The 12,176-nt window shown below is 70.5% G+C and carries 10 protein-coding genes; 4 read left to right on the top strand and 6 right to left on the bottom strand.

Annotation, left to right across the window (positions count from 1 at the left end; translation table 11 throughout):
* Window positions 1–36 precede the first annotated feature (36 nt).
* The 4 genes from ACFVDI_RS27745 to ACFVDI_RS27730 all read right to left on the bottom strand — a co-directional run bounded on the left by ACFVDI_RS27745 (window position 37) and on the right by ACFVDI_RS27730 (window position 5,178).
* Window positions 37–1,572, bottom strand: a complete 1,536-nt coding sequence (locus ACFVDI_RS27745; protein ID WP_179658646.1) for an FAD-dependent oxidoreductase — start codon at window positions 1,570–1,572, stop codon at window positions 37–39.
* Window positions 1,569–2,489 (bottom strand): 3-carboxyethylcatechol 2,3-dioxygenase, encoded by a 921-nt coding sequence (locus ACFVDI_RS27740; RefSeq protein WP_218860875.1) that lies wholly within the window; start codon window positions 2,487–2,489, stop codon window positions 1,569–1,571. Before ACFVDI_RS27740 ends, ACFVDI_RS27745 begins: the two co-directional genes overlap by 4 nt.
* 176 nt (window positions 2,490–2,665) lie before the next feature.
* Window positions 2,666–3,931 carry an ABC transporter substrate-binding protein gene (locus ACFVDI_RS27735; protein WP_179658645.1) on the bottom strand — a complete coding sequence of 422 codons (1,266 nt, stop codon included), beginning with the start codon at window positions 3,929–3,931 and terminating at the stop codon, window positions 2,666–2,668.
* A 251-nt stretch (window positions 3,932–4,182) separates the two neighbouring features.
* The gene (locus ACFVDI_RS27730) at window positions 4,183–5,178 is read right to left on the bottom strand and encodes a MaoC family dehydratase (RefSeq protein ID WP_350716015.1); all 996 of its coding nucleotides are present in this window, start codon (window positions 5,176–5,178) and stop codon (window positions 4,183–4,185) included.
* 135 nt (window positions 5,179–5,313) lie between these two features.
* Here ACFVDI_RS27730 and ACFVDI_RS27725 point away from each other — a divergent pair, with 135 nt between their 5' ends.
* Window positions 5,314–6,465 (top strand): acyl-CoA dehydrogenase family protein, encoded by a 1,152-nt coding sequence (locus ACFVDI_RS27725; protein ID WP_350716017.1) that lies wholly within the window; start codon window positions 5,314–5,316, stop codon window positions 6,463–6,465.
* A 60-nt stretch (window positions 6,466–6,525) separates the two neighbouring features.
* Here the strand turns inward: ACFVDI_RS27725 and ACFVDI_RS27720 are convergent, their stop codons facing one another.
* A complete protein-coding gene (locus ACFVDI_RS27720) occupies window positions 6,526–7,338 on the bottom strand; it encodes a crotonase/enoyl-CoA hydratase family protein (RefSeq protein ID WP_179658642.1) in 813 nt (270 codons plus the stop codon).
* A 17-nt stretch (window positions 7,339–7,355) separates the two neighbouring features.
* Window positions 7,356–7,661, bottom strand: coding sequence for a hypothetical protein (locus ACFVDI_RS27715; RefSeq protein WP_179658641.1), 306 nt, complete (start codon window positions 7,659–7,661; stop codon window positions 7,356–7,358).
* Window positions 7,662–7,891: 230 nt separating this feature from the next.
* Here ACFVDI_RS27715 and ACFVDI_RS27710 point away from each other — a divergent pair, with 230 nt between their 5' ends.
* The 3 genes from ACFVDI_RS27710 to ACFVDI_RS27700 all read left to right on the top strand — a co-directional run bounded on the left by ACFVDI_RS27710 (window position 7,892) and on the right by ACFVDI_RS27700 (window position 12,160).
* Window positions 7,892–8,755: a CoA ester lyase gene (locus tag ACFVDI_RS27710; protein ID WP_179658640.1), complete on the top strand. Its 864-nt coding sequence runs from the start codon at window positions 7,892–7,894 to the stop codon at window positions 8,753–8,755.
* Window positions 8,756–8,819: 64 nt separating this feature from the next.
* Window positions 8,820–10,970 carry an acyl-CoA dehydrogenase gene (locus tag ACFVDI_RS27705; RefSeq protein WP_350716019.1) on the top strand — a complete coding sequence of 717 codons (2,151 nt, stop codon included), beginning with the start codon at window positions 8,820–8,822 and terminating at the stop codon, window positions 10,968–10,970.
* Entirely contained in the window at window positions 10,967–12,160 is a 1,194-nt protein-coding gene (locus tag ACFVDI_RS27700) for a CaiB/BaiF CoA-transferase family protein (RefSeq protein WP_350716021.1), read from the top strand. The genes ACFVDI_RS27705 and ACFVDI_RS27700 overlap by 4 nt, the downstream gene beginning before the upstream one ends.
* Window positions 12,161–12,176 lie beyond the last annotated feature (16 nt).

Below are 12,176 nucleotides of genomic sequence, written 5' to 3'. Positions count from 1 at the left end.
GTCCTGACGGACAGGACGAGCCGACTCGGCGGTTTGTCAGCTGCTCAGCAGGGTGCGCTGCTCATCGGGGTCGACGAGCTTGATCCGTGGCCGTCCGGACTCGCGGCCGAGCTGCTTCTCACGGCCGTCGATCTTGGCCCAGGCGTCCATGCCGACGCCGACGGAGGGGATCTCGCCGGTCGGGTCGGGCAGGAGACCGGCCTCGAAGTCGGCCACCAGGGCACCGACGGTCTCCTTCGCGCACCACTTGTTGGCGCCGATCCCGCCGGACGGACCGCGCTTGATCCAGCCGGAGACGTACAGACCGGGAGCGACGCGCCCGTCCTCGTTGGGTACGCGGCCGAGCGCCTCGTCGAACGGTAGACCGGGCACCGGTCGGCCGCGGTAGCCGATGGCGCTGAGCACCAGGCCGGCCTCCAGCTCGTCGCCGTCGTCGAAGCGGACCGCACGTACGGAGGTCTCGCCGAGCAGGTCGGTGGGGCGTAGACCGAAACGGAACTCGAGCCGGTGCTCGGCGTCGTCTCCGGTGAGGCCACGCAGGAGGTCGAGCTTGTGCGCGACGATCGGGTCCTCGCTGGCGACGTCGAGGTCCTCGGGACGTACGGACAGGCCGAGGCCGGCCACCTGGGTCAGGCCGATCAGCTCGCCCGCGGTGAATGCGGCGTGCTCGGGGCCGCGCCGACCGACCAGGACGACCTCGCGGATCTTGCTCTCAGCCAGAGCCTCGAGCGCGTGGGCGGCGATGTCGCTCCTGCGCAACACGTCCGGGGTGGCGAGCAGGATCCGGGCGACGTCGAGGGCGACGTTGCCGTTGCCGATGACGACGGCTCGCTCGGAGGTGAGGTCGAACTCCAACCCGGCCTGGGCCGGATGGCCGTTGTACCAGCCGACGAAGTCGACCGCGGAGTGGGAACCCGGCAGGTCCTCGCCGGGAATGGCGAGCTTGCGGCCCTCGGAGGCACCGGTCGCGACCACGACGGCGTGGTGGCTCGCGGCAAGCTCCTCCAGGGTCACGTCGACGCCGACGTCGACGCCGAGCCGCACTGACACCCCGGGTGCTTTGAGCACCTTCTCGATCGAGGTCCCGGCGTCCTTGGTGGCCAGATGGTCAGGGGCGACGCCGTACCTCACCAGGCCACCCGGGGTGAGAAGCCTGTCGATGACGGTCACCTCGGCCTTGACCCCGCGGACGCCCAGGAGAGACTCGGTGACGTAGCCGCCGGTCGGACCCGTGCCGACAACGGCCACCTTGAGCGGCCCGGGACGCGTGGCGGTGAGGACGGGCTCGCGCGGGGGAGGGGCGTACGAGGACCGCTCGGGAGCCGCGAACCAGGCGGAGTTCAGGGCGAGGAAGGGCTCGTCGATCGGGTCCAGGTCGTAGTCGGCGGTGATCGCGCTGACCGGACAGACGTCGACGCAGGCACCGCAGTCGATGCAGCTGGCGTCGTCGATGTAGAGCATCTCGGCGGTGCCGAAGTCGGGCTCGCCCGGGGCCGGGTGGATGCAGTTGACGGGGCAGACGGGTACGCAGGCCGCGTCGTTGCAGCAGCTTCCGGTGATCACGTGCGTCATGGCTGAACCTGTTCGATCTGGGACGGGGAGGGAAGGGGAGCGGAGGTGGCGCCGGTCGGGGTCGTGGCGACCCCCATCCCGGTGATCCACTCGGGGACCGGCTCGTAGGCGACGGTCTCCATGGGTGTCGCCCCGGCGGCGACGGCGGCGATCCAGGTACGTACCTCATGCGCGCCGACGCCGGCGGGGATGATGTCGGCGTCGGTGAATGTCGCCAGGCTCTCGGGGTCCTCCGCGATGCGGGCGAGGAACGCCTGGTCCCAGTCGGGCACGATCTTCTCCCGGGCCGCGGCGCGACCGGCCTCGTTGACCGCGAGGCGCTCCTCGTCGGAGAGTCCGGCCGCGGCCGCCTCCAGGCTGGGCGGTGAGTGCGAGAGACCCCCGGAGCCGACGTACAGCACGCGCTTGCCGAGACCGGAGAGCTCTTCGCCCACCTGCCGGCCCAGCGCGTAGGCGCGACCGGGCGAGGCCAGCGGGGGAGTGGCGCAGTTGAGGTAGATGGGGATGACCGGCACCGTCGGCAGGTCGCCGATCAGATGGCCGTACGTCTGCCCGAACCCGTGGTCGAGGGCGACCTTGCGCACGACGGTGACGTCGAAGCCCTGGGCGAGCAGCGAGGCGGCGAGCGGCTCGGCGATCTCGGCCGGCACGTCGTAGGAGCCCGTCGGCGAGCCGAGGTCGCCGAGGCCGTCGGCGGCCAGCATCAATGCGACCGCCGGGACGCTGTCCACGAACGCGCGCCGGTGGTCGCTGCCGAAGAAGACAACGAGATCGGGCTCGAAGGCCGTCACCCGGCGCCGGGCCTCGTCGATGCCGGCCCGGAAGTGCGCACCGTGCTCCTCGGTGGCGTCACGGAGCATCCCCGGGCTGTGGGAAGCGCAGACGACCATCGTGTCGCTGGCCGGTCTTCTAGGCATTGGTCGTACTCCTTCTGACGTTCGCGCCAAGTCATACAGTGCGTTGGACGGGGTAGATGTGACCTACTCTACAGGAAATCTGACAGTAGAGTCACTATAGATCTACTCCCGGGTGGAATGCGGACCGCCCGCCGCCCGGTGGAGTGCGGGCGACGGGCGACGGGCGGTCGGCGGGGTCAGCTCGCGGGGCTGTAGAGCTCCGGGTCGGAGGGGACCAGCTGGTAGTCCTCGAGCTTCCCGTCAGCCGTCGCTGAGGCGATGATGCCGTCGGAGCTGCACACGTTCGGCGAGATCGGCATCTGCTTGCCGTCGCAGGTGAAGGTCGCGCCGGCACCCAGCGGGTAGTTCGTCGCGGGCGCCGACTTCATGGCGGCGGTGACGCCCTTGGCGCTCACGTCGGTGATCTTGGCGGCGTTGAGCGCATTGATCATTCCCAGCATCGGCGAGTAGCCCGAGCCGGTGATGACCGACTCCTTCGCGCCGTCGCCGTACTTGCCGACGACTGCCTGGAAGAGCTTGGTGTCCTCGGCTTCCGGGTCGAGGTCCGAGGTGGTCACCACGTGGACGCCCTCGTAGCCGCCGGGGATGGACTTGGCGCCCGCGGCCGAGAGGCACTGGGCGATCGCCGTGATGGCGGCGTCGGGGTCGACGGCCTTGATGGCCTGAATCGCCGGCGTGCAGAAGCTCTCGTTGCCGAAGACGTGGTAGAGGCCCGGCTCGTCGGCGCTGGCCGCGGTGATCTGCGGCGTCATGTCCGCGGTGCCGGGCGGGATCGCGGAGACCTCGAGGTCGATGCCGGCGTTCTTGTAGAGAAGCGTGCCGACGTCGCGGGCCGGACCCTCGGCGCCGGGGACGCCGACGACGACCATGACGGCCTTGGAGACGCCTTGCTCCTTGCCGTCGGCGGCCGGGACGCCGAAGTAGGAGAGGCTGTTGAACAACGAGAAGTAGCCCGGCGTGGTCAGCGCTGCCTTGGTGCTTCCGCTCGCGGCGATGATCGGGATCCCGGCAGGGGTGAGGACCTCGATCGTCTGGTCGACCTCCGCCAAGGTGCCCTCGACGACGGCGGAGACGCCCGCGGTCACCATCTGGTTGGCGCAGTCGGTGGCCATCGCGGGGTCCTGACGCACCTCGCACACCTTGACCTCGACCTTGTGACCGCCGATCCCGCCGAGATACTCATTGGCGTACGCCGCGGCTGCCTGGGCGCCGCGGAACTCGTCGCTCTGGTCGACGGCCTGGCCCTTGCCTTCGCTGATGACGCCGATGGTGACGGGGGAGCCGGTCGCCTTGTTGGGGGTCCCGAGGGCTGCTGTGTCGAAGGCTGCCGAGCTCGCTTCGCCGGTGCTGTCGCTCGACCCGCACGCGGTGATCGTCAGTGCGAGGGCGACCGGGAGCGTGAGGGCCAAGGATCGGCGGAGGCCGGATCTGGAAACGTGCATTGGAATCTCCTAGGGAGGACTCGACCCACGAATGAAACTGAACATACATGTCAGATCAGGGTCTGGAGTGATCTTGGCATGACGTATGTCACATCGCAAGAGGTGCTGGGCCACGGCCCCGAACTTTTCCATTTCTGGCAGGTCGACGCCCGTGCGCTCCTGCCGCGACCGAGGTGCGTAGCTCGTGGAGGCGATGGACGTGAGGTAGACGCGCCTGTCAGGTAAGCGCGAGCGGGCGTGCCCCTGCGTGGTCAGGCGACGAGGGCCGTGTAGCGCCAGTCGAGCACCTCGCGGGCATCGCCGCCGGGCGCGTGTGCCGTGACGACCGAGCGCAGTCCAACGGCTGTGCCCTGCGTGAGTGCCGTCGAGGAGAGCACCTCGATCCGGCTGGTCACGGTGTCGCCCTCGTGGACCGGGCCGGTGTGGTCGCAGGACTTCCAGCCGAGCACTGTGACCAGGTTTGGCAGCGCCCGGGTGAGCTGCGCGAGGGCGAGTCCGATGGTGTGCCCGCCGTACACAAGCCGTGACCCGCCGACCCGCTCGTCGTGGTGGACGGCGGCGATGTTCAGGGTCAGCCGGGCCAGCTCGGGTGCCGAGGAGACGACGTCGCCCGATGTGGTGAACGACTCTCCGACGAGCTCGCCGGCGGTGCGGGGGCTGGGGACGCGTGCGCGGAACTCCGCCAGGTCCCAGCCGTCGGGGGCGAGCCATGCATCGGTCCCGTCGGCGACCCCGATATCGGCGAGGTCCTGGTCGTGGATGCGCCTGCCCGCGGCGGGGGCGGGGCTCAGGGGCAGCATGGCGCAGCGGTGGAAGTCGAGCACTGTCGCGCCGCGCTGATCGGTCGTCGTCATGCGCAGCGCGGCGAGCCCGGTCGGCGCCCGGTCTGGCTTCGGCGTGTTCTCGCGCAGGCCGACCACCTCGGTCCGGGTTGCCAGGGTGTCGCCGAGGTGGGGGAAGCGGTGGAACCGCAGACCGCGGTAGAAGAGGTTCGCCTTGACGTGGTGCGTGGCCAGTGTCGACTGCCCGATCGCGAGGTCCCAGACCAGGCTCGGGCTGGCGACCGGGCTGGTGGATCCGGTGACCGCACGGGAGAGCTCGTGGTCCAGGGGAAGGCGCAGCCTGTCACCGAGGATCGCCCGGTGGCCGGCGGCGAGCCCGTCGGTCAGTGTCACCGCCGGCGCGGTCTCGAAGGTCATGCCCACGGTGAGCTCGTCGAAGTAGGGTCCGCCCACGGATCTCGACATCAGGTGCCTTTCACGCGGCCGGCGTCGTCGCCAGGCCCGGTTTCTGGTGACATGAATGTCACATCTCTCTTGGATATACCCATCGTTGCGCCAGAAAGGCTTGACCACAAGTGTCAGATCATTCACGATCGAGCCATGAGCAATCTCAGTCCGGAAGAGTCCTATCTGGTGCAGACAGTGCGCGACTTCGTCAACCGTGAGGTGAAGCCGACGGTTCGCGAGGTCGAGCATGCCAACGAGTATCCAGAGAAGTGGATCGATCAGATGAAGCAGATCGGGATCTTCGGGCTGGCGATCGGCGAGGAGTACGGCGGCGGTCCGGTGTCGACACCGTGCTACGTCCAGGTCACCGAGGAGCTCGCCCGGGGCTGGATGAGCCTGGCCGGCGCGATGGGCGGGCACACTGTCGTCGCCAAGCTGATCGGCCTGTTCGGCACCGAGGAGCAGAAGCAGCGCTACCTCCCGCCGATGGCGACCGGCGAGATGCGCGCCACGATGGCGCTGACCGAGCCGGGCGGGGGATCCGACCTCCAGGCGATGACGACGACCGCCCGTCGCGACGGTGACGACCTGGTGATCAGCGGCGCCAAGACCTGGATCAGCAACGCGCGCCGTTCCGGGCTGATCGCGCTGCTGTGCAAGACCGACCCGCAGGCGACACCGCGTCACCGGGGCATCTCGATCGTCCTGGTCGAGCACGGGCCCGGGTTGGTCGTCTCGCGCGATCTCCCCAAGCTCGGCTACAAGGGCGTGGAGTCGTGCGAGCTCTCCTTCGACGGCTACCGGATCCCGGCCACCGCCGTGCTCGGCGGGACCGAGGGCAAGGGCTTCGGCCAGATGATGAAGGGCCTGGAGACCGGTCGTATCCAGGTCGCCTCCCGTGCACTCGGCGTCGCTGCGGCGGCCCTCGAGGACTCCTTGGCCTACGCCCAGCAGCGCCAGACTTTCGGCAAGCCGATCCACCAGCACCAGTCGATCGGCAACTACCTCGCCGACATGGCGACCAAGCTGACCGCTGCCCGCCAGCTCACCCGATACGCCGCGGAGCGCGCGGACGCGGGGGAGCGCTGCGACATGGAGGCCGGAATGGCGAAGCTGTTCGCCTCGGAGGTGGCGATGGAGATCGCCCTCACCGCGGTCAGGATCCACGGCGGCTACGGCTACTCGACCGAGTACGACGTCGAGCGCTACTTCCGCGACGCGCCGCTCATGATCGTGGGGGAGGGCACCAACGAGATCCAGCGCAACGTGATCGCCAGCCAGCTTGTGGCACGCGGCGGGCTCTGACGGGAAAGACACGCGGGGTGAGCCGACCATCCGGTCAGGCTCACCCCGCAGTGGGGGATCTCAGCGGCCCTGCCACACCGGCGGGCGCTTCTCGGCGAAGGCGCGTGGGCCCTCTTTGGCGTCCTCGGAGAAGGCGATCATCGGCAGCAGCCGGCTGGTGGCCTCCCAGCCCGCCTGTTCGCCGGGCCGCTCGCCCTCAGGCGTCTGCCGCAGGGCGATCTGCTTATGCGCCTGCACTGCCAGCGGAGCGTTGCCGGCGATGGTCGTGGCCAGCTCCAGCGCGGCGGCGAGGACCTGGTCGGCGGGGACGACCCGGTTGATCAGATGGAGATCGAGGGCCTGCTGGGCGCTGATCGGGTCGCCGGTCAGCAGCAGCTCCATCGCGACGGCCTGCGGCAGCTTCTCGATGAGCCGGAAGGCGCCGCCGGCGCCGGCGATCAGGCCGCGCTTGACCTCCGGCAGGCCGAAGGAGGCGGTCTCGGCCGAGACGGTGAGGTCGCTGGCCAGCACCAGCTCGGTGCCGCCGCCGAGGGCGGGACCGTTGACGGCTGCGATCGTCGGCTTGCTGATCGCGTGGCCGACATAGCCGGCCAGACCCCAGGCCTCGCGGCCCTCGGGGATGATCCGCTCGCCGCGGCTGAGCGCCTTGAGGTCGGCCCCGGCGCAGAACGCCTTGTCGCCCGCTCCGGTGAGCACAACGACCCGGACGGCCGGGTCGTGCTCGGCCTGCGTCAGGGCGTCGCCGACCACGAGGCACATCTCCTCGTTGACGGCGTTGCGTGCCTCCGGCCGGTTGAGAGTGATGATCATGATGCCGTCGCGCACCTCGGTCAGGGCCGCGGGCGACGTGGTCTCGGGTGTGGTCGTCGTCATCGTCGAGTCCCTCCGGATCAGTCGCTGGAGGGGAGCGGCTTGGCGCTCTTGATCGTCAGGGCCTCGCCGTCGAGGGCGAGCGAGCCCGTGCCGGGCTTGGTCACCAGCACCTCGATCGTGCCGGCCCCGTCGACGTACCTCTTGCCGATCGCGGTGCCGTCGGCGGCGTCGGCCGCCAGCGTCAGGCCGGGATCGGGTGTCGAGGTGAGCTCGATCACCGGGGATCCCCCGCAGGTGAGCGTGCCGTCGGTGGCGTCGGCCCGTACGACGATCATCTGGGTATCGCAGACCTGGCTTCGCAGGCGTGCACCGGTCTTCAGCATCGGACGTCCTCCATGACTGCTATTGCTTACGCGTGTGGCATTGAACTGGCTCGACTGTAATCGCACGTCTGACGCTCTGTCTATGTCTGCAGTGGTGGAATCGCGCGAAGATCCACCCCAGCTTAGGAGTAGAATCTGACAGCGATGGTCATATACGCTGTTATCGGCGTCACAACCGTAGCGCCTAGCTGAGGAGCCGAGCCTGTGCCAACCGACCTCGAGGGGGAGCCGTGAGTGCGACCAGCCATCTCTACGTGCCGGGGAGCAAGCCCGAGCGGTTCCACAAGGCCGAGCAGGCGGTGGGCTCCGGTGCGGTGATCTTCGATCTCGAGGACGCGGTGGCGCCGCGTGACAAGGCCGCCGCCCGACAGTACGTCGCAGAGCATCTCTCACGCCCGCGACCGTCGGGACCGGCCGCGCCGCTGGCCTGGGTACGCCTCAATGCCGACGAGCGTCTCGAAGCCGACCTCGAGGCCGTTGTCGGTGCCGGCCTCAGCGGCGTGATCCCGGCCAAGACCTGCTCCCGCGAGGAGCTGGACCGGCTCGACGAGCTGCTGACGGCCGCGGAGGCCGAGCGTGGCCTGGCCCGCGGCCGCACCGCCGTCGCGCCGCTGATCGAGTCCGGGCTCGGGCTGGCCAACGCCGTCGACATCGCTCACGGGCCGCGTGTGACGACCCTGCATCTGGGCGAGATCGACCTCGCCGCGGATCTCGGCCTCGAGCCCGGTCCGGACGAGACCGAACTGCTCTTCGCACGCAGCCAGGTCGTCGTCGCCTGCAGCGCTGCCGGGATCACCAGCCCGGTGGCGCCGGTATCGGCCAACTTCCGGGACCTCGCCGGGTTCACCGCCTCGACGCGCGCCCTGCGCCGCCTCGGGTTCTTCGGCCGAGCCTGTATCCACCCCGACCAGATTCCGCTCGTCGAGCAGGTCTTCAGCCCCAGCGCCGAGCAGGCCCGCGAGGCGGCCGACATCCTGCGCCGACTCGAGGACGCCGGTTCCGGGGTCGCACTCGACGCCGAGGGCCGCATGATCGACGAGGCCGTCGCCCGCCAGGCGCGCCGCGTCCTCGCCCGCCGCCCGTCGACCACCTGAACCGTTGCCCGACCCCAACCACTGCGGCGGCCTCCCGTCGCCCCATCGATGAAAGGTGAGTGCCATGGCTTTGGCGATCACTGAGGATCACGAAGCGCTCGCCGAGGTGGCGAGCTCCTACCTGCAGCGCTCCGAGGCACGCGCCGCCGCGCGGGCCACGCTCGAGTCGCCGGCAGCTCTGCCCGAGTCTTGGAAGGCGGTCGCGGACCTGGGGTGGCTCGGCCTGCATCTCGACGAGGCCCATGGCGGGTCCGGCTATGGCCTGGCCGAGCTGGCCGTCGTCCTGGAGTGCTTCGGTCACGAGCTGGCACCCGGTCCGTTCCTGCCGACCGTCGTGTGCTCGGCGATCATCGCGGCCTCGGCCGAGGAGGACGTACGCACCGACCTCCTGCCCGGCCTCGCCGACGGTAGCCAGGTCGGGGCCGTCGGTCTCGCCACCGGGCTCAGCCTGAGCGCCGACGGCACCCTGACGGGCGAGAGTCGCGCCGTACTCGGCGCACCCACTGCGGACCTGGTGGCGCTCGTCGTCGGTGACGACGTCGTCGTGCTCGACGTGTCCGCGCCGGGCCTGGAGGTCAGTCCCGACGACGCCTTGGACAGCACGCGCGGCATCGGCACGGTGACCGCCGGGTCGGTCGCGGTGCCGCGCGAACGGGTTCTGATCGGCGCAGCCCGCCGTGCGGTGACCGCATTCCGGATCCTCGCCTCCGCCGAGGCCGTCGGCAGCATCAACGCCTGTGTCGAGGAGGCCACCGCCTATGCCAAGGTGCGCGAGCAGTTCGGCCGCCCGATCGGCACCTTCCAGGCGGTCAAGCACCACCTCGCCAACATGCTGGTCGACGCCGAGCAGGCCGTCGCAGCGGCCTGGGACGCGGCCCGCTCCACCGACCTGGACGACGCCTGGTTCGCAGCCGCGGTCGCCGCGGCGCACGCCGCCCGTGCCCAGGTGCAGACCGCGCGGCTGAACATCCAGCTTCACGGCGGCATCGGGTTCACCTGGGAGCACGACTCCCACCTCTACCTGCGTCGCGCCGAGACCGTCGCCGCGCTGCTGCGCGACGGCCGCGACCCGCTGCGCGACGTCGTCGAGGGCTACCGCGGGGGCACCGCCCATGGCGCCTCGTTCGAGCTTCCCGAGGAGTCCGAGACCTACCGCGCCGAGGCCCGGGAGGCGGTCGCCCGGCTACAGAGCCTGCCGGAGTCCGAGCGTCGTGACTTCCTCGTCGACAGCGGTTACCTGGTGCCGCACTGGCGCGCGCCGTGGGGACGCGGCGCTGGCGTGGTCGAGCAGCTCGTCATCGAGGAGGAGTTCACCGGCGTCGAGCTCCCCGACACCGGAATCTCGGGCTGGATCAGCCTGACCATCTCCCAGGAGGGCACCGAGGACCAGCAGTCGCGCTGGATCGACGACGTGCTTCGGGGACGCTCGGACTGGTGCCAGCTCTTCAGCGAGCCCGACGCCGGCTCGGACGCGGCCGCGGTGCGCACCGTCGGCAAGCGGGTCGAGGGTGGCTGGCTGGTCACCGGGCAGAAGGTCTGGACCAGCACCGCGGCATCGTGCCAGTGGGGCCTGGCCACGGTGCGTACCGACTCCAGCGCCGGCAAGCATGCCGGCGTCACGATGATGGCGATCGACATGGGCCACCCCGGTGTGGAGATCCGACCGCTGCGCGAGCTGACCGGCGACGCGCTCTTCAACGAGGTCTTCTTCGATGACGTCTTCGTGCCCGACGCCGACGTCGTCGGCGGGGAGGGGCAGGGCTGGAAGGTGGCCCGGGCCACCCTGGGCAACGAGCGCGTCTCCATCGGCGGCGGCAGCGGATCGATCTCCTTCGGGCCCACCCAGCTGCTCGAGCTGCTCGACGAGGGTCCCGGCCAGCCGGCGTACGCCGAGCACGAGGTCGGTGCGGTGCTGCTGGAGGCGTACACGCTGAAGCTGCTCAATATGCGCCTCGCTAGCCGGGCTCTGGCCGGCGGCCGTCCGGGGCCGGAGGCCAACATCACCAAGCTGCTCAAGGCCGAGCACTCTCAGCGGATCACCAACCTCGGCATGGTGCTCGCCGGCACCGCGGCGGTCACCGGGCACCGGCCGGAGGTGAGCGACCCTTACCTGTTCGCGCGCTGTCTGACCATCGCCGGCGGCACGTCGGAGATCATGCGCAACACGATCGCGGAGCGGCTGCTCGGGCTGCCGCGCGATCCGCTGGCGCGGTGAGCACCGTGTCGGACCTTCCCCTCGACGGCATCACCGTGGTCAGCCTGGAGCAGGCGGTGGCGGCGCCGTACGCCACCCGGCAGCTCGCCGACCTGGGCGCCCGGGTGATCAAGATCGAGCGGCCCGGCACCGGCGACTTCGCGCGCGGCTACGACGACACGGTGCACGGTGAGTCCAGCTACTTCGTCTGGTTGAACCGCTCCAAGGAGTCGCTCACGCTCGACCTGAAGACCCCCCAGGGGATGCAGATCCTGTGGGAGCTGCTGACCGAGGCCGACGTCCTGGTACAGAACCTCGGTCCCGGCGCCAGCGCCCGGATGGGCCTCGGCGCGGCCGCGCTCGCCGAGTCCCACCCGCGCCTGATCGTGTGCGACATCTCCGGCTACGGCGCCGACGGCCCGTGGCAGAACCGGAAGGCGTACGACCTCCTCGTGCAGGCCGAGGCCGGGCTGCTGTCGGTCACCGGCTCGGAGGACGAGGTCGCCAAGGCGGGGATCTCGGTGGCCGACATCGCCGCCGGCTCGTTCGCGTACTCCGGAATCCTGGCCGCGCTCTTCACCCGGGCGACCACCGGCCGGGTCCGCCCGGTCTCGGTCTCGCTGTTCGAGGCGCTTGCCGAGTGGATGGGCTCACCGGCCTACTACACCCGCTACGGCGGTACGAGTCCGCTGCGGACCGGCGCCCGGCACGCCACGATCGCGCCGTACGGCCCGTTCGTCGCCGGTGACGGTGAGGCCGTCCTGCTCGCCGTGCAGAACCACCGCGAGTGGGTACGGCTGTGCGAGGAGGTGCTCGAACGGCCCGACCTGGTCGCCGACCCGCGCTTCGCTCGCAACCCCGACCGGGTCGCGCACCGCGACGAGCTGGAGCCGATCATCGCCGAAGGGGTCACCGGGTTCACCAGCGCCGAGCTCGCAGCCCGGCTGGAAGCCGCCGGCATCGCCAACGCTCGGATGAACACCATGGCCGAGCTCTGGGCGCACCCTGTGCTCGCCGAGCGGAAGCGCTGGCGCGAGGTGGCCACTCCGGGGGGACCCGCCGAGGCGCTGGTGCCGCCCGCGTCCCTGGCCGGGATCGAGCCGCGGATGGACCCGGTGCCTGCGGTCGGGGAGCACAGCGAGGCCATCTTGGCCGCCCTGGGTCGTACGCCGGCCGAGGTCGAGGCGCTCCGGGCCGCTGCGATCATCTGAGCGGCGTCGAAAAGAG

The sequence above is a fragment of the Nocardioides sp. NPDC057767 genome (genome assembly GCF_042798275.1).
GTDB lineage: Bacteria > Actinomycetota > Actinomycetes > Propionibacteriales > Nocardioidaceae > Nocardioides.
Note: the sequence above shows the minus strand (reverse complement) of the source record. Positions and strands in the feature narration are given on the sequence as shown.